We start from the raw sequence: 17,928 nt of genomic DNA on the forward strand, positions 1-17,928 counted from the left end.
ATGGCCATGATCGCTAGCTCTAAAACCCAAAATCAGGGCAAAAACAACAAACAAAGCTCACAAACACACTGTTGAGTTCTCAAACAACACGCAGTTGGTTTTCGTCGGGCGGCGTCGTCCCATCGTGAATCTCAGCGATTCGTGTGGTGGCAGAACACCGACCGGGGATTTTCTCCCCTGCCTGGTAACCCGGGGCTTTCGACTCGGCCTCTCGGCTCCGTCTGCCCGGTCTCCCTGGCGACGAAGAGAAGATTACACGTGCGGGAAACCCCCGATAACAGGGGGGTCCCCTTGTTCCGAAAGCCCAGGTCAGAAGGTGATCAAGGCCTGGAGCAGGGGTCAGACGGTCCCGTACTGCCGGTCGCCGGCGTCGCCGAGGCCCGGCACGATGAACCCGGATTCGTTCAGCCGCTCGTCCACGGACGCGGTCACGACGCGCAGCGGGAGTCCCGACTTCTCGAGCACCTGCAGACCCTCCGGCGCCGCGAGCGCGCACACGGCCGTCACGTCGGTCGCGCCGCGCTGGGTCAGGATCCGGATGGTGTGCTCCATCGACCCGCCCGTCGCGAGCATCGGGTCGAGGACGAACACCGGACGGTCGGCGAGCGACTCGGGCAGCGACTCCATGTAGGGCGTCGGCTGCAGCGTCTCCTCGTCCCTTGCCAGTCCGACGAAGCCCATCTGGGCGTCGGGGATGAGCTTGTGCGCCTCGTCCGCCATGCCGAGTCCCGCCCGCAACACCGGCACGAGCAGCGGCGGGGAGGCCAACCGGTACCCGTCGGTCAACGCGACGGGCGTGTGGATCCGGTCGGTCACCAGCGGCGCGTCGCGCAATGCCTCGTAGACCAGCATGACGGTCAGCTCGTGCAGCGCGGCGCGGAAGGCGGCGCTGTCGGTGCGGGCGTCGCGCATGGTGGACAGGCGCGCGCGGGCGAGCGGGTGTTCGACGACCTCGACATGCATGCCGACCAAGATAACCGCGCCGTCACGGTCGCACCTCGGCGAAGGAGGAAAGGGCCGCGCGCACCCCCGGTGAGGCTCTAAGCTCGGGGGCCATGACGGAACAGCCTGGGCCCGTGGAACCTCAGCAGCTTCGCGCGTCCGACACCGACCGCGAGCAGGTCGCCCAACAGCTGCACAAGGCCATGGCTGACGGCCGGATCACGATGGCCGAGCTCGACGAGCGGCTGTCCACCGTGTATTCGGCCAAGACGCTCGGCGAACTCGAGCCGGTCGTGCTGGACCTGCCCGACGCGGTCTCGCCGGTGGCCGGCCGCAACCTGCCCGCCCGATCCGCACCGCGTTCGCCGGAGAGCCGAATCGGCGGCCGACCCGGGTCGGCGACGTCGGTGGCGATCATGTCCGGCGCCGAACGCAAGGGCAACTGGGTCGTCCCGCGCCAGCACAACAGCTTCGCCTTCTGGGGCGGAGTGGAGATCGACCTGCGGGAAGCCCGGTTCGCCGAGCGCGAGGTGACGATCACCGCGGTGGCGATCATGGCCGGGATCGAGGTGATCGTCCCCGACGACGTCCACCTCGAGGTCAACGGATTCGGGCTGATGGGCGCGTTCGACAAGATCGACAAGAGCAGCGCCGCCCCCGAGGACGAGGTCCCCGAGGATGCGCCGGTGGTGCGGGTCAACGGACTGGCGTTCTGGGCGGGCGTCGAGGTCAAGCGGGTCTCGCGGGAGAAGAAGAACAAGAAGTCCAAGAAGAGGAACAAGAACGACGACAACCGCGAGCTCGAGTAGCCGGGCTCCGGAGGAACTGGGGGCAATGATGCGTACCGCGACGAGGCACAGCAGGACGGTCACGCGCGGCGGTGTCGCGGTGCTGACCGCGGCCCTGCTCGCCGCGGGTCTGACCGCACCGGCCGGGGCGAGCACCGCCGCCGACGACCCGTCCGACCCGATGCAGGCCGCGCTCGACGGCGTCACCGGCGCCGGCATCCCCGGGGCCGTCGCAGCCACCGACGACGACGGCCCCGCGTGGCGGGGGCACAGCGGCGTCGGCAGCCTGCTGACGAAGAAGGAGCCCGACGCCGACGGCCGGTTCCGGATCGCGAGCGTCAGCAAGCCGTTCACCGCGACGCTCGTGCTGCAGCTGGCCGACGAGCGGCGGATCGGCCTCGACGACGACATCGACCGGCACCTGCCCGGTCTGCTGCCCTACGACGAGCCGATCACCGTCCGGCAGCTCCTGCAGCACACCAGCGGCGTGCCGCGCGACCTGCCGCCGCATCTGACCTGGGAGTCGCTGCCGGAGATCGCGACCGAGCGGTTCCACAGCTACACCCCGGAACGCATGGTGCGCGCGAGCACGCAGCAGCCGCTGCTGTTCGAGCCCGGCACCATCTACGCCTACTCCAACACCGGCTACACCGTGTTGGCCATGCTGGTCGAGAAGGTCACGGGCACCTCGTTCGAGAGCGCCCTGGCCGAGCGGATCACCGGTCCGCTGCAGCTCGACGACACCGCGTCGATGCGCGACTTCCCGCTGGTGCGCGGCGCTACCGGCCGCGCGTACGAACAGCTCTTCCCCGAGCCCGTGCCGCGCACCGACGTCACCGAGTACAACTACTCGCGCTACATCGGCTCGGGGAGCATGATCTCGAGCGCCGACGACGTGAACCGGTTCTTCGCCGCGCTGTTCGGCGGCGAACTGCTCTCGGCCGACATGCTGCGGGAGATGACGACCGACCTGGTTCCGGGCACGATGCCCGACGGGTCGTACGCCGGGTTCGACTACGGCCTCGGCGTGTACCGCATGTCGTTCGGCGACGAGTGCGGCGCCGCGTGGGGCCACGACGGATCGCTGCCCGGTTCGGGAACCATCAGCGTGCACCGGTACGCCGGCGACACCCCGGAAGCCCCGGCAGCCGACCCGGAAGCCGCCTCCGGCGTGACGCTCAACATCAACCAGAACATGACCGCACCCGAGCCGGCGGCGGCCGCGGTGTGGGAGGTCGCGACCACCGCGCTGTGCGGCGACGGAGCGGCAGGCCGGTCCGCCGCCGAGACGCCGACCCCGCAGCACGGACCGGCGTTGGCCGACGCGACCGCGACGGCGGCGGTCGGCAGCTACGCTCACGGCCATGGCAACAGCTAGTTCGCCGGCAGACCTCGTCGACGCCACCCGCGACGACGAGAGTCTGCGCCGGTTCCTGCACGGTCTGCCCGGGGTGGACCAGGTCGGTGTGGAGGCCAGGACCACGAGCCTGGGCACCCGCAGCATCAAGAAGGACGCGAAGCTCCGGGCGATCGACACCGCGATCTCGATGGTCGACCTGACCACGCTCGAGGGTGCCGACACCCGCGGCAAGGTGCGGTCGCTGGCCGCGAAGGCCCGCCGCCCCGATCCGGACCGGCCGGACACGCCGCCCGTCGCCGCGGTGTGTGTGTACCCGGACATGGCGGCGACCGCGGTGGAGGCGCTGGCCGGCACGAGCATCGGCGTCGCGAGCGTGGCGACGGCCTTCCCGTCGGGACGGTCGAGCCGCGAGATCAAGCTCGCCGACGTGCGCCTCGCGGTCGAGGCGGGCGCCACCGAGGTCGACATGGTGATCGACCGCGGCGCGTTCCTCGAGGGCCGCTACGGACAGGTGCTCGACGAGATCCGCGCGGTCAAGGACGCCTGCGGCGAGGCGCACCTGAAGGTGATCCTCGAGACCGGCGAACTGGCGACCTACGACAACGTGCGACGCGCGTCGTGGCTCGGCCTGCTCGGCGGCGGCGACTTCATCAAGACGTCGACGGGCAAGGTCTCCCCCGCCGCGACGCTGCCGGTGACGCACGTGATGCTGCAGGCGGTGCGCGACTGGTACGACGCGACCGGCGAACTGCGCGGCGTCAAACCGGCGGGCGGCATCCGCACCACCAAGGACGCGATCAAGTACCTGGTGGCCGTCCACGAGGTGGCCGGCGCGGAATGGCTGACGCCGGAGCTGTTCCGGTTCGGTGCGTCGAGCCTGCTGGGCGACCTGTTGTTGCAGCGGCGCACCCAGCACGACGGCCATTACAGTGGCCCCGACTACGTGGCGGTGGACTGACCGATGACCGTGTGGGAATACGCACCCGCGCCCGAGTCGCGCGCGCTGGCGAATCTGCAGCCGAACTACCGCCCGTTCATCGGCGGCGAGTTCGTCGACGGCCACGGCGAGCCGCTGACGTCGATCAATCCGGCCACCGAGGAGGCCCTCGCCGAGGTCTCGACGGCGTCGACGTCCGATGTGGACGCCGCGGTCCGGGCGGCACGGACGGCGTTCGACACCGTCTGGGGCCCGATGCCCGGCAGCGAGCGCGCCAAGTACCTGTTCCGCATCGCCCGCCTCGTCCAGGAACGCTCCCGCGAACTGGCCGTGCTCGAGACGCTGGACAACGGCAAGCCGATCAAGGAGTCGCGCGACTCCGACGTGCCGACCGCCGCGGCGCACTTCTTCTACCACGCGGGCTGGGCGGACAAACTGGACTACGCGGGCTACGGCCCCGATCCGCGGCCGCTGGGTGTGGCGGGTCAGATCATCCCGTGGAACTTCCCGCTGCTGATGCTGGCGTGGAAGATCGCGCCCGCGCTGGCGACCGGCAACACCGTGGTGCTCAAGCCCGCCGAGACGACGCCGCTGACGGCGCTGGTGTTCGCCGAGATCTGCCAGCAGGCCGACCTCCCGCCCGGTGTGGTCAACATCGTCCCGGGTGCCGGCGACATCGGTGCGTCCATTGTGGAACACCCCGGGATCGACAAGATCGCGTTCACCGGGTCGACGACCGTCGGCAAGGGCATCCAGCACGCCGTCGCCGGCACACCGAAACGGCTCACGCTGGAACTGGGCGGCAAGGCCGCCAACGTCGTGTTCGACGACGCGCCGCTCGACCAGGCCGTCGAGGGCATCGTGAACGGCATCTTCTTCAACCAGGGGCACGTGTGCTGCGCCGGATCGCGGCTGCTGGCGCAGGAATCGGTGGCCGAGGAACTGCTGGGCAAGCTGCGGGCGCGCGTGTCGACGCTGCGGCTCGGTGATCCGCTCGACAAGAACACCGACGTCGGCGCGATCAACTCGGCCGAGCAGCTGGCGCGGATCCGCGAGCTCACAGAGTCCGGCGACGAGGACGGCGCGCAGCGGTGGACCAGCCCGTGCCCGGTGCCCGACCGCGGATTCTTCTTCCCTCCCACCGTTTTCTCCGGCGTGGAACAGTCCATGCGCATCGCGCGCGAGGAGATCTTCGGCCCGGTGCTGTCGGTGTTGACGTTCCGCACCCCCGACGAAGCCGTCGCGAAGGCCAACAACACGCCCTACGGCCTGTCCGCCGGGCTGTGGACGGAGAAGGGCTCGCGCATCCTGTGGCTGGCCGACCGCATGCGCGCCGGCGTCGTGTGGGCCAACACGTTCAACCGCTTCGACCCCGCCGCACCGTTCGGCGGCTACCAGGAGTCGGGTTTCGGCCGCGAGGGCGGGCGCACCGGACTGGAGGCGTATCTCGATGTCTGACCGGGTGAGCGTCGCGAAGACGTACAAGCTCTACATCGGCGGGAAGTTCCCGCGTTCCGAATCGGGCCGCACGTACCCGGTGACCGACAGCGCGGGCGGGTTCCTCGCCAACGCCTCGCACGCCTCGCGCAAGGACGTGCGCGACGCCGTGTCCGCCGCGCGGAAGGCGTTCGGCGGGTGGTCCGGCGCGACGGCGTACAACCGCGGTCAGGTGCTGTACCGCGTCGCCGAGGTCCTCGAGGGCAGGCGGGCGCAGTTCGCCGCCGAGGTGTCGGCGTGCGAGGGCGTGCCGGCCGGTGAGGCGTCGGCGCTCGTGGACGCCGCGATCGACCGGTGGGTCTGGTACGCGGGCTGGACGGACAAGGTCGCCAGCGTGCTCGGCGCGGCGAATCCCGTTGCCGGGCCGTACTTCTCGTTCACCGTGCCGGAACCGACAGGCGTGGTCGGCGTGCTGGCGCCGCAGTCGTCGTCACTGCTCGGGTTGGTGAGCGTGCTCGCGCCGGTGCTGGCCACCGGGTGCACGGCGGTCGTGGTCAGCAGCGGTGACCGGCCGCTGCCTGCGATCACGCTCTCGGAGGTGCTGGCGACGTCGGACGTGCCCGCGGGCGCGGCGAACATCCTCACCGGGCGCGCCGACGAGCTCGGCCCGTGGCTCGCGTCGCACGCCGACGTCAACGCCCTCGACCCGACCGGTGCGAGCGCCGACGTGCGCGTCGACCTGGCCCGCGCGGCGTCCGGCACGGTGCAGCGCGTGCTGCGCGTGCCCGACGGCGAACCCGACTGGACCGCCCGTCCCGACATCACCCGCCTCCGCCGCTACCTCGAGGCGAAAACCGTCTGGCACCCCAAGGGCACCTGAGGCGCGGGGCCGCACTCAGCGGGAGCGGGCGGTTTTCGCTGCTGCTTCCGCGGTGGGGCGGTCGGCGCCGACGCCGACGGTCAGGTTGACGAACAGGGGCATGAGCACCTGGTCGATGCCCTCCTCGGGGCTGCCGAAGAAGCCGGCGAGCTCGAGCAGCACGTAGCCGTGGACGACGCTCCACGCCTGCGCGGCCGCCGCGCGCACGTCGCCGGTCGGATCGCCCGTGGCCAGCACCCGGTCCACGGCGGCCTGCAGGTGCGCGAACGCGGCCGCCCCCTCGGGCAGGTCCGCCGGACTCCCCTGACCGGCGAGCATGTCGGTCCGGGGCCCCCGGCGTCCCGCGAGCGTCGTGATGCCGAACATCAGCCGGTACAGCTGCGGACAGTCCACGGCGTGTGCGCGGTAGGCCAGGCCGAGCGCGAACAGGTCGGCCAGCGGGTCGTCGGTGTGGGCCACGGCGGCGGATCGCCGCTCCAGACGCCGGAAGCCCTCCCGCACGATCGCCTCGGCGAGTTGCGGCATGCCGCCGAAGTGCGTGTAGACGGCCATGCTCGACGCGCCGATCTCGGCCGCCACCTTGCGCGCCTGGATCGCCGACGGCCCGTCCCGGTCGAGCAGGTCGACGGCTGCGTCGAGCAGTCGCCTCCGGATGTCGTCGTTCATCGTTGCCGAGTATGCCATAACTATGTTATCCCTGACTCATAACAACGTTATGCGCGGGCCCGGCGGACAGCGGGCCGCGCTCATCGAAGGGAGTCCCGCCACCATGAGCAACGCATACCTCGAAGGACAGTTCGCACCGGTGCAGAAGGAGCTCACGGCCCACGACCTGCCGGTCACGGGCACCATCCCGGCACACCTCGACGGCCGGTATCTGCGCAACGGCCCCAACCCGGCCGGCGACATCGACCCCGACACCTACAACTGGTTCATCGGCGACGGCATGGTCCACGGCATCCGCATCCGCGACGGCCGCGCCGAGTGGTACCGCAACCGGTGGGTCCGCGCGGGCCGCGTCGCGAGAGCACTGGGCGAGCAGCCGCCACCGCGCACGCGTGGTGCGGGCATCGAGCTGATCGGCGCGAACACCAACGTCCTCGCGCACGCCGGGCGCACACTCGCGCTCGTCGAGGGCGGCAACACCAACTACGAACTCGACGACGAGCTCGACACCGTCGGCGCGTGCGATTTCGACGGCACCGTCCACGGTGGATTCACCGCGCACCCCAAGCACGACCCGGAGACCGGCGAGATGCACGCCGTGTCGTATCGCTTCGGGCTCGGCAACCACGTGCGCTACGAGGTGATCGGCACCGACGGGCGGGCCCGCCGCGCCGTCGACGTCGAGGTCACGGGCAGCCCGATGATGCACGACTTCGCACTCACCCGGCGGCACGTGGTGTTCTACGACTTCCCGGTGACGTTCGATCCGCGCCAGGCCGCCGAGATGACGATGCCCCGCGGCATGCGCGCCCCGGCCCGGTTGCTGCTGTCTGCGCTGATCGGCCGGGTGCGCGTGCCGGACCCGGTGGCGGCGCTCGTCGCGCGCGGCCGCGGCGCGCCCACCCGCTATCCGTACCGGTGGAACCGCAACTACCCGGCGCGGATCGGCGTCCTGCCGCGTGAGGCGGGCAGCGACGCGGTGCGCTGGTTCGACGTCCCGCCGTGCTACGTCTTCCACACGCTCAACGCCTTCGACGACGACGCCGGCGTGGTGATCGACGTCGTGCGGCACGCGAAGGTGTTCGACGACGACCTCACCGGCCCGTCGGAGGGCAACCCGACGCTCGAACGCTGGCGGCTCGACCTGCGCACCGGCGCCGTCGACCAGCAGCGGCTGTGCGACCGGCCGCAGGAGTTCCCGCGCATCGACGAGAACCTGCTCGGCACGCCGCACCGCTTCGGCTACACCGTCGAGATCGACGAGGGCCGGCTGCTCAAACACGACCTGTCCGGCGGCGGGACGACGAGCACGCGGACGTTCGGCGGCGAGGGCCACCCCATCGGCGAATTCGTCTTCGAACCCAACCCGGGCGCCACGTCCGAGGACGACGGCGTGCTCATGGGGTTCGTGCACGACCTCGCCGAGGACCGCAGCGACCTGGCCTTCCTCGACGCCGGAACCCTCGAGACGATCGGCACCGTCCACCTGCCGCACCGCGTCCCCGCCGGCTTCCACGGCAACTGGATCCCCACAACCCCGTGACCTCCGTCGAATCGTCACGGATCGGGCGCGGTGTCGGCGTATCGTTGCCGCTGGAGCGGACGGCCCGTGCGGTGAGGAGACATCCGATGAGACTCCCCAACTCCGAGTTCACCGAGCGACCCTGGCGGATCCACGAGTTCGCCGGCGACTTCGAGGTGGAGGACGTCTGGTCCCTGCCGACGCCGGGCGGACCCGACGACCTGGGCCGCTTCGCGCGGGGCTTCACCGCCTCGAACACCAACGAGATCTCGGACAAGGCCACCAGTGTCCTGTTCGCGATCCGCTGGCGGCTCGGCCAGCTCTTCGGCTGGGACGACGAGGACAAGGGCGTCACGAAGCGGGTCGAGAGCCTGCGCGACCGGCTCCCCGACGACCTGCGGCACGGTGACCGCGGGCCCGACTTCGCCGACGTCCCGTTCCGGTCGGTGTACCTGACCGACACGGAGTGGGTGTCGGAGCTCGCCAACCGGACGGTGCACGGGCTGATGCACGTCGGATGGGTCGAGGACGGCAAAGGCGGCCACCACGGTCAGCTGACCGTGCTCGTCAAACCCAACGGCGCGCTTGGCAAGGCGTACTTGGTCGCGATCAAGCCCCTCCGCTACACCGTCGTGTATCCCCAGCTGATTCGCTCCATCGGCAAGAACTGGCCGCAGTACACCTGATCGGCGACGTGGGGTGCCAACACGGCGACGTGAGTTGCTGACACGCCCGCGCGAATTGCCGACACGGCGTCGTGGGGTGCTGACACGGCGGTTAGGTGGTCAGGGGGCCTACTTCGGTGATGCGGATGGCCGGGGCTCCGGCCTCGTCGGAGGCCGCGAGGTCGACCTCGGCGCTGATGCCCCAGTCACGGTCGCCCTCGGGGTCGTCGAAGATCTGCCGCACCTTCCACGTCCCCGGCCGCGCGTCGATCACGAGCATCGCCGGGCCGCGGGCGTCGGCGCCGGTGCGGATCTCGGCGTACTCCTCGAAGTACTCGTCGAGCGCGTCGGCCCAGTCGTCGGCGTCCCACCCGTCGTCGAGCTCGCCGAGCGCGTCGTGGTCCTCGCGGGCGGCCAGCTGCACCCGGCGGAACATCTCGTTGCGCACCAGAACCCGGAACGCACGCTCGTTGCGCGTCACCGGCGGCGGACCCTCCGGCAACACCGGACCACCGGCCCCGTCGGCGCCGTCGGCGAGGTTCTCGTCAGGGTGGCGCAGCGCCTCCCACTCGTCGAGCAGGCTCGAGTCGACCTGGCGCACCAGCTCGCCGAGCCACTCGATGAGGTCGGTCAGCGGTTCGGTCTTCGCGTCGTCGGGCACGGTGCGCCGCAACGTGTCGTAGGCGTCGGCGAGGTAGCGCAGCAGCACGCCTTCCGAGCGCGCGAGGTTGTAGTGGCCGATGTACTCGACGAAGTTCATCGCCCGCTCGTACATGTCCCGCACGACCGATTTGGGCGAGAGCTGGTAGTCGGCGACCCAGGGGTGCCCTTGGCGGTACGTCTCGTACGCGCCCTCGAGCAGCTCCTCGAGCGGCTTCGGGTAGTCGACCTCCTCGAGCAGGTCCATCCGCTCGTCGTACTCGATGCCCTCGGCCTTCATCTCCGCGACGGCCTCGCCGCGGGCCTTGAACCGCTGCTGCGACAGGACCTGCTTGGGATCGTCCACGGTGGACTCGATGATCGACACGACGTCGAGCGCGTAGCTCGGCGACTCCGGGTCGAGCAGTTCGATCGCGGCGAGCGCCAACGGCGACAGCGGCTGGTTGAGCGCGAAGTCGAACTGCAGGTCCACGGTGAGCCGCACGCGCCTGCCGTCGGCGTCGGGGGTGTCCAGCCGTTCGACGACCCCGGCGGCCAGCAGCGCGCGGTAGATCGCGATCGCCCGCAGGATGTGCCTGCGCTGCGCGGGCCGGTCCTCGTGGTTGTCGGTGAGCAGGTGTCGCATGTGGGCGAACGCGTCACCGGGCCGCGAGATGACGTTGAGCAGCATCGAGTGCGTCACCGTGAAACTCGACGTGAGCGGCTCCGGCTCGGCCGCGACGAGCTTCTCGAAGGTGGTGTCGGTCCAGTTGACGAACCCCTCGGGCGCCTTCTTGCGCGTGATCTTGCGCTTCTTCTTCGGGTCGTCCCCGGCCTTCTCGAGGGCCTTCGCGTTCTCGATGACGTGATCGGGCGCCTGCACGACGACGTAGCCGTCGGTGTCGTATCCGGCACGTCCGGCCCGGCCGGCGACCTGGTGGAACTCGCGCGCCTTGAGGTGCCGCTGCCGGGTGCCGTCGAACTTGGTCAACGCCGACAGCACCACCGTGCGGATCGGCACGTTGATGCCGACACCGAGCGTGTCGGTGCCGCAGATCAGCTTCAACAGGCCCGCCTGCGCGAGCTGCTCGACCAGCCGCCGGTACTTCGGCAGCATCCCCGCGTGGTGCACGCCGATCCCGGCCCGCACCAACCGCGACAGCGTCTTGCCGAAGCCGGCCGAGAAGCGGAAGTCGCCGATCGCCTCGGCGATCGCGTCCTTCTCCGCGCGGCTCGTGACGTTGATGCTCACCAGCGCCTGCGCCGTCTCGATCGCCGCCGCCTGCGAGAAGTGGACGATGTAGACCGGCGCCTGCTTGCCCGACAACAGTTCGGTCACCGTCTCGTGCAGCGGAGTCGTCGCGTAGCGGAACGTCAGCGGAACGGGCCGCTGCGCCGAACTCACCACCGCCGTCGCGCGGCCCGTGCGGCGCGTCAGGTCCTTCTCGAAGAACGAGACGTCGCCGAGCGTGGCCGACATCAGCACGAACTGGGCGCGCGGCAGCTCGATCAGCGGCACCTGCCAGGCCCAGCCGCGGTCCGGTTCGGAGTAGAAGTGGAACTCGTCGGCGACGACCTGTCCGACGTCGGCGTCCGCGCCGTCCCGCAGGGCGATGTTGGCGAGGATCTCCGCGGTGCAGCAGATGATGGGCGCGTCCGGGTTGACCGCCGAGTCGCCGGTCACCATCCCCACGTTGTCGGCACCGAAAGTCTCGACAAGGGCGAAGAACTTCTCCGACACCAACGCCTTGATCGGCGCCGTGTAGTAGCTCCTGCGCCCGTCGGCCAGCGCCGCGAAGTGCGCACCCGTCGCGACCAGGCTCTTTCCCGAGCCCGTGGGCGTCGACAGGACGACGTTGGCACCCGAGACGACCTCGATCAACGCCTCTTCCTGCGCCGGGTACAACTCGATGCCACGCTCGAGCGTCCACTCGGAGAACGCCTCGAACAGCGTGTCCGGGTCGGGGTCGGCGGGTACGCGGTCGACGAGGGAGGTGGAACCGGAATCAGTCATCGTGCCTCAGAGCATCTCATCGCGACTTTCGGCCGGTGAGGGGTGATCGCGGAGACGATGGCGAACCCGTAGGCTGCATGGCGCGCCCGAGGTGGGTGAATCACCGGGCCGAACGGGCGTATCAGGTTGTGGCGGAGGAAGTAATGGCACAGGACATCATCCCCATCGAGCTCGGACTGCCGCAGGGCGATCTCGTCACCCTGTGGGCCCCGCGATGGCGCGAGGACGGCGAGGAATGGGAAGCCTTCCTCGGCGACGAGGAGGACCTGTACGCCTTCCCCGACGCGGCCCACCTGGCCGCCTACGTGCGCACCGCCGAACAGCACGACCTCGTCGACCATCCCGCGTGGGAGACCGTGCCCGCGCTGAACGTGCCCGAGCTGATCCCCGACGACGACCACTCGTACGACCTGGTCGGCGTGCCGGAGATGGTCGCCGAGACCCCCGACTCGTGGACGCTGTCCGAGCTGGCCGAGATCGTCGGCATCGTGCGCTCGCTCGCCGACGTCTGCGAGCTCGACGAGGTGCACGAGGTCCTCGACAGCTGCGAGGGCTTCTCCCTGCTCGACCAGGGCACGCTGCCGTTCAGCGGCCGCGAGGGCGGCAAGCTGTGGGACGAGCTGTCGGCCACCGTGTCCGAGAAGTGGGACACGATCCTCGACACGATCGACGACCTCGTCACCGTGCCCGACGTCGACGCGGCCACGCTCGAGACGACCGCCGAGGAACTCGCCGCGTTCCACGAGGAGTCCGCCGAGGCCGAGGCCGGTGTGGACTCCGACGAGGAGGAGATCGACGCCGTCGGCGACGACAGCGACGAGGACGAGGACGACGAGGAGCCCGGTTTCTGGGGCGAGGTCGGCATCGACCCGATCAAGATCGTCCTGTCCGGATCCGAGTACTACACGCTGCGCTGCTACCTCGACGACGACCCGATCTTCCTGGGCTCGGGCGGCACGATCGAGGTGTTCTCGTCGCCGAAGGCGCTGGCCCGCAGGCTCGCCGACCCGGGCGAACTGGCCGACAACGAACTCGCCGACGTGTCCACATGGGACGAGGTGCTGACCACGGCGACCGCGGGCGAACTCGAGGTCGACGTCGATCAGGACAACACCTACGTGCTGGCCGACCTGGACGCCGACCTCGCCGAGGGACCCGACGCCGTCGACCCGACGCAGCTCGAGCTGGCCGTCGAACTGCTCACCGACGCGGCCGACTGGGCCGGTGACGACTCCGTCGGCGAGACGCTCGGCTCGTCCGAACGTCTCGGCTGGCTCGTGTCGTACATCCTCAAGCCCGACCCGACGCGCCTCGCCCCGAGCGGCCCCTTCGGCGACGAGCAGAAGACCTGGCGCCGCCTCGTCGAGGACTTCGAGGACCGCCTCCACACCAACTGACCCCGGCGTCAGCGGGGGACGTGTTCCCGGCGGACCGGGGTGAGCCAGATGGCGAGCAGGGGGAACAGGGCGGCGGCGCAGAACGCCAGGGCGTAGCGACTGTCGCCGATGACCAGGCCCAGCACCGGCGGGGTCACCACGGCGGCGAGGTTCTGCGTCGTGTTCTGCACCCCCATCGCGCGGCCGGCCCAGCTGATGCCGGCGAGCTCCGCGGAGGCCGTGAACCCCAGTCCGTTGTCGCTCACCGTGATCACCGACGCGAGCGTCAACGCCGTCACCGCCAGCCACGACCACGTCGCGTCGCCCCCGGCCAGCAACAGCATCACGAGCGCGCTGGCCAACGCGAGTGTCCGCATCGGACGGAGCCGGCTGCCCACCCGGTCCGACCAGTATCCGGCGGCCAGCCTGCCGAGCGCCCCGAATCCCTGCAGCACCGCGAGGAACCAGCCGGCCGCGAGCGCGCTCCAGCCCTGCACCGTCACCAGGTACACGGGGGCGAACGCCGACACGGCGAACTGCGGCACCACCAGCAGCGCACTCGCGCCGTGCACCCGCCACAACGGACCGCCGCGGTACGGCGAGGACACCGAGACGGGAGCTGCCCGATCGGGTTCGGCCCGCGGCGGGTCGACGACCAGCCACGCCACGGCCACCGCCACGACGAGCGCGAACACGGCCGGGAACAGCACCGCCGCCCGGAACCCCGCGTACTCGGCCAACGGCGGCATCGCCAGCGCGGCGATGCCGACCCCGAGCGGTTGCGCGGTCTGCCGGATCCCCATCGCGACGCCGCGTTCGCGCGCGTCGAACCAGCCCATGACGACCCGGCCGCTCGCGGCATTCACCGACGCCGTGCACGCGCCCGCCGCGACGAACAACGCGAACAGCGCCGGCAGCGACACCTCGGCCAGGCCCGCGACCGCCAGGAATCCGCTCGAGACGCCGAGTCCGAGCGCCATGACGACCCGTTCGCCGTACCGGTCGGCCGCCGCGCCCCACAGGATCAGGGTCAGCAGCAGACCGACGCTGGGCGCGACGACGAGGGTGCCGGCCTGGCTCAGGGTCAGGTTCTCGGCGCGCTGCATCGCCGGGACCAGGAACGGGATGCCGAACAGGAACGCGCAGCTCGCCGTCTGCGCGCTCAGCCCGAGCACGAGGATGCGCCAGCGGAGCCTGCCGCCGGAGCGTTCCGCGCGCACCATAGCTCCCACCATTCAAGACGACGTTCCTGAATGGTGGAGGTTAGTTCGCGTGGCTAAGTGTCACAAGCGAGGGCGTACGCCTCGCGCAGATCGCGCCCGGCGTAGGTGTGGGTCGCGAGGTCGCCGACGTGGTGGTCGGCGTTGACCGCCACCGACACGGGCACCCGGCCGAACAGCTCGACGTCGGACCACGAGTCGCCGTAGGCGATGCAGTCCTCGGGGCGCACGCCGAACGCGGCGCACAGCTCGTCGGCGATGCGCACCTTCGAGTCCGGCGTGTGGATCACGGTCGGGTCGACGGGTTCGCGGAACGGGACCGCCGGCCACGGCGACCCGTGCGCCGCATGTGCGCCCCACGGCAGCAGCCGGTCGACGAAGAAGCTCGGCGAGATCGAGATGACCGCGCAGTGCTCGCCCCGCGCGCGGATCTCGGCCCACGTCTCGCGGATCCCGGCGAGCCAGGGCGCGCCGTCGAACGCGTCGACGACGTGCTCCTCGGTGAGCGTGTCCCACAGCGCCTGCGCGCGCCGGGCGAAATCGCCGGTGGCCAGCAGCCCGTCGGCGAACGCCCGCTCCAACTCGAGGATCTCGGTCTCCACTCCGATCTGCTTCGACAGCTCGATCGCCGCCGCCGAACCGTGCATCAGCGTGCCGTCCATGTCGAACAGGTGCAGCCTCGTCATCGCGCCGCACTGTAGCCGCCGCCCACCCACCGGCACGACCGAGTTTCCGCGGGGCCGGCGGTCACGCCGACACGCGAAGGGCCCGGTCCCGTGGGGGTCCGGGCCCTCACTTCCAGATACGTCCGCAAACGCCTGGCAAGTTCTGCAACGATGTTGCGACACAGCTCATCAGCAGTGTCTGGCAACCTCGGCAGGCTGCGCTCCGCCAGCCGCGGACGGTAGTCACACGGCCGGCGCACAACCGCTCGATCGAAGCTTCCGCACGCGATCAGGCGATCCGGGCCGTCACGACTACGCCTGCGGGCTCGTCAGCTCCGCGTAGCCCGGCTTGATGACGTTGTTGATCACGTCCAGGCGCTGATCGAAATCCATGAACGCGGATTTCATGGCGTTGATCGTGAACCACTGAAGATCGGCCCAGCCGTAGCCGAACGCGTCGACCAGCGCGGCGAACTCCGACGACATGGAGCATCCGCTCATCAACCGGTTGTCGGTGTTGACCGTGACGCGGAATCGCAGCTTCGCCAGCACGCCGAACGGGTGCTCCGCGATCGAACTCGCCGCTCCCGTCTGGACGTTCGACGACGGGCACAGCTCGAGCGGGATCCGCCTGTCCCGCACGTACGCCGCGAGCCTGCCCAGGCTCACCTCGCCGTAGGGGGAGATCTTCACGTCGTCGGCGATGCGCACGCCGTGTCCGAGCCGCTCAGCGCCGCAGTGCTGAATGGCCTCCCAAATGGACGCGAGTCCGAACGCCTCACCCGCGTGAATGGTGAAGTGACCATTGTTGGAACGCATGTACTCGAATGCGTCCAGATTTCGTGTGGGCGGGTATCCGTCCTCCGGTCCGGCGATATCGAAACCGGCGACCCCGGAATCGCGATGCCGAATGGTGAGTTCGGCGATTTCCGCGGCGCGGGCGTGCTGGCGCATGGCGCACAGCAGCTGATGTGCCTGGATCCGGCGTCCCGCGGCGTTCGCCCTGCGTTCACCCTCCGTGATGCCGTCGGCGACAGCCCTCACCACCGCATCGAGTGACAGACCACGCTCGACGAACAACTCCGGCGCGTAGCGCAACTCGGCGTAGACCACGCCGTCGTCGGCCAGGTCCTCGACCGCCTCCGCGGCAACCCTCGCGAGCGCGTCCTCGGTCTGCATCACACCGCAGGTGTGCGCGAACGTCTCGAGGTACTTCTCCAACGAGCCCGAGTCGGCGGCCTCGGTGAACCACCGGCCGAGTTCGTCGACGTCGGTGGTCGGCAGCCCGTCGTAACCAGTGCTTTCCGCCAACTCGACGACGGTGCGGGGGCGCAAGCCGCCGTCCAGGTGATCGTGGAGCAGAACCTTCGGGGCCTTGCGTAGCTCTTCCCTGCTCGGGGCACTTGTGGTGTCCATGTAGTGACACTACTCTCCTCCCGCGCGCTCCCGCCCCCGCCTCGCGCGCACGCGTACCGGGGCCCGGGCGCCGAGTCGACGTGCCGAACACCTTTCGGCCGAACCCCCGTAACCCCTAAGCGGGTGCCACTTAGCGACCCGGCCCGGCCATTTTCGCGGGGCACACGGGATGTCACATGCAATTTCCCGGGGGCGCTGGCCGCGCCATTCCGGCGGTGGATAAGCTGCCGCACACGTCCCATCCTTTTCCCCGCCGATGAAGGACACCGCAGTGACGACTGACAACCAACTCGCAGCTCCGTCCTTCGACCGGATGCGCAACATGCTGGTGCGCGCGGCCGAGGTTCGAGAGAGCGAACAGCAGCAGATCTTCGACGCGCTCGACGACATCTACGCCCGTCTCGCTCCGGTCGACTCCCTCGGCGCGGTGCGCAAGCGGCTGTCCGAGCTGCCCGACCGCACCGAGGTCGGCGTCCTGGCCGAACGTCTCGACGAGGCCATGACGCGGATGGAGGCGCAGGACAACGCGATCGCCGAGCTCGGCCGCTCGGTCGAGGCGATCGTCGACAAGCTCGCGACCCCGTTCGCGCAGCTGGACGGCCGGCTCGAGGGCGTCGCCGCCAAGTTCGAGGCCGTCGCGGGCCGCATGGACGGCCTCGAGGACAAGCTCGAGAACATCCACCGCCGCATCGACGAGCTCGGCGGCCACCTCGGCAAGCAGGACGACAAGCTCGACGCGATGCCGACGACGGTCGGCAACCCCGTGCGCGAGCGCATCGACTCCGTCGAGGCCGGGCTCAAGGAGCGGCTCGACCGGCTCGAGGCCGACACCAAGGAGCGCCAGGCCGCCTCCACCGACGCCGTCAAGACGGCCGTCTCGGAGCACGCCGAGGCCATCGACCCGACGCAGCGGCTCGAGAAGCTGACCGAGCGGGTCCAGAACGTCACGAGCAAGCTCGACGACCTCGCCACGCGCGTCGACAAGGTCGAGGACGACGTCACGGGCCGTATCGGCGACCTGGACGGCTCGGTGCGCTCCGGTTTCGCCGGGGTCGAGTCGACGCTGGCGAAGCAGCCCAGCAGCGACGACGTCACCTCCACCGTCGAGAAGAGCGGCGAGGACTCGGTGCGGCGCATCGGCGGCCAGCTCGACGAGGCGATGGCGACGTTCGCGGAGCTGATGCTCGGCGGCGGCCCCGCCCAGCAGACCGTGGCCGTGCAGCCGCCCGCCCCGCGTCAGCCGCGTCGCCGCAACGGCAACAGCCGCCAGAAGGCCGACGCCAAGGCCAAGAACAACGGCTCGTCCCCCGACGACGCCGAGGACTGACACACCCGTTTAAAGCTCCCAAAGGGATGTCGCGTGAACGCGAACCATGGGGCCCTTGGGACGCTTTTTCGGGT

Annotated in this window: 15 protein-coding genes; 9 read left to right on the plus strand and 6 right to left on the minus strand. The window is 70.2% G+C overall.

Features of this window, described 5'->3' with window-relative positions; genetic code table 11:
- Window positions 1-339: 339 nt before the first annotated feature.
- Entirely contained in the window at window positions 340-963 is a 624-nt protein-coding gene (gene upp / locus BJF85_RS21730; RefSeq protein ID WP_075849905.1) for a uracil phosphoribosyltransferase, read from the minus strand.
- 92 nt (window positions 964-1,055) lie between these two features.
- Between upp and BJF85_RS21735 the strand changes: the two genes are divergently transcribed.
- The 5 genes from BJF85_RS21735 to BJF85_RS21755 are packed head-to-tail and all read left to right on the plus strand — an operon-like array spanning window position 1,056 to window position 6,344.
- Entirely contained in the window at window positions 1,056-1,751 is a 696-nt protein-coding gene (locus tag BJF85_RS21735) for a DUF1707 domain-containing protein (protein WP_075849895.1), read from the plus strand.
- Window positions 1,752-1,779: 28 nt separating this feature from the next.
- Window positions 1,780-3,108: a serine hydrolase gene (locus tag BJF85_RS21740; RefSeq protein WP_083666621.1), complete on the plus strand. Its 1,329-nt coding sequence runs from the start codon at window positions 1,780-1,782 to the stop codon at window positions 3,106-3,108.
- A complete protein-coding gene (gene deoC / locus BJF85_RS21745; RefSeq protein WP_075849897.1) occupies window positions 3,095-4,048 on the plus strand; it encodes a deoxyribose-phosphate aldolase in 954 nt (317 codons plus the stop codon). Before BJF85_RS21740 ends, deoC begins: the two co-directional genes overlap by 14 nt.
- A gap of 3 nt (window positions 4,049-4,051) precedes the next feature.
- Window positions 4,052-5,485 carry an aldehyde dehydrogenase family protein gene (locus BJF85_RS21750; RefSeq protein WP_075849898.1) on the plus strand — a complete coding sequence of 478 codons (1,434 nt, stop codon included), beginning with the start codon at window positions 4,052-4,054 and terminating at the stop codon, window positions 5,483-5,485.
- A complete protein-coding gene (locus tag BJF85_RS21755) occupies window positions 5,478-6,344 on the plus strand; it encodes an aldehyde dehydrogenase family protein (RefSeq protein ID WP_075849899.1) in 867 nt (288 codons plus the stop codon). Before BJF85_RS21750 ends, BJF85_RS21755 begins: the two co-directional genes overlap by 8 nt.
- A gap of 15 nt (window positions 6,345-6,359) precedes the next feature.
- Here BJF85_RS21755 and BJF85_RS21760 read toward each other — a convergent pair whose 3' ends face one another.
- Window positions 6,360-7,010 (minus strand): TetR/AcrR family transcriptional regulator, encoded by a 651-nt coding sequence (locus BJF85_RS21760; RefSeq protein ID WP_075849906.1) that lies wholly within the window; start codon window positions 7,008-7,010, stop codon window positions 6,360-6,362.
- Window positions 7,011-7,113: 103 nt separating this feature from the next.
- Between BJF85_RS21760 and BJF85_RS21765 the strand changes: the two genes are divergently transcribed.
- Complete coding sequence (locus BJF85_RS21765) at window positions 7,114-8,553, plus strand: carotenoid oxygenase family protein (protein WP_075849907.1); 1,440 nt, start codon at window positions 7,114-7,116, stop codon at window positions 8,551-8,553.
- Window positions 8,554-8,639: 86 nt separating this feature from the next.
- Entirely contained in the window at window positions 8,640-9,218 is a 579-nt protein-coding gene (locus tag BJF85_RS21770) for a DUF2867 domain-containing protein (protein WP_075849908.1), read from the plus strand.
- A gap of 91 nt (window positions 9,219-9,309) precedes the next feature.
- On the opposite strand, the gene BJF85_RS21775 is transcribed toward BJF85_RS21770, so the two are convergent.
- A complete protein-coding gene (locus BJF85_RS21775; protein ID WP_075849900.1) occupies window positions 9,310-11,850 on the minus strand; it encodes an RNA helicase in 2,541 nt (846 codons plus the stop codon).
- 143 nt (window positions 11,851-11,993) lie between these two features.
- On the opposite strand from BJF85_RS21775, the gene BJF85_RS21780 reads away from it, so the two are divergent.
- Complete coding sequence (locus BJF85_RS21780; RefSeq protein WP_075849901.1) at window positions 11,994-13,247, plus strand: primosomal protein; 1,254 nt, start codon at window positions 11,994-11,996, stop codon at window positions 13,245-13,247.
- Between the two features lie 8 nt (window positions 13,248-13,255).
- On the opposite strand, the gene BJF85_RS21785 is transcribed toward BJF85_RS21780, so the two are convergent.
- From BJF85_RS21785 to BJF85_RS21795, 3 genes are all read right to left on the minus strand, one after another.
- Complete coding sequence (locus BJF85_RS21785; RefSeq protein WP_075849902.1) at window positions 13,256-14,449, minus strand: MFS transporter; 1,194 nt, start codon at window positions 14,447-14,449, stop codon at window positions 13,256-13,258.
- 53 nt (window positions 14,450-14,502) lie between these two features.
- A complete protein-coding gene (locus tag BJF85_RS21790) occupies window positions 14,503-15,132 on the minus strand; it encodes an HAD family phosphatase (protein ID WP_075849903.1) in 630 nt (209 codons plus the stop codon).
- 291 nt (window positions 15,133-15,423) lie between these two features.
- Window positions 15,424-16,527 carry an adenosine deaminase gene (locus BJF85_RS21795; RefSeq protein WP_075849904.1) on the minus strand — a complete coding sequence of 368 codons (1,104 nt, stop codon included), beginning with the start codon at window positions 16,525-16,527 and terminating at the stop codon, window positions 15,424-15,426.
- 271 nt (window positions 16,528-16,798) lie between these two features.
- On the opposite strand from BJF85_RS21795, the gene BJF85_RS21800 reads away from it, so the two are divergent.
- Complete coding sequence (locus BJF85_RS21800) at window positions 16,799-17,854, plus strand: PA containing protein (RefSeq protein ID WP_075849909.1); 1,056 nt, start codon at window positions 16,799-16,801, stop codon at window positions 17,852-17,854.
- Window positions 17,855-17,928: the final 74 nt, after the last annotated feature.

Source organism: Saccharomonospora sp. CUA-673 (assembly GCF_001942305.1).
Lineage (GTDB): Bacteria > Actinomycetota > Actinomycetes > Mycobacteriales > Pseudonocardiaceae > Prauserella.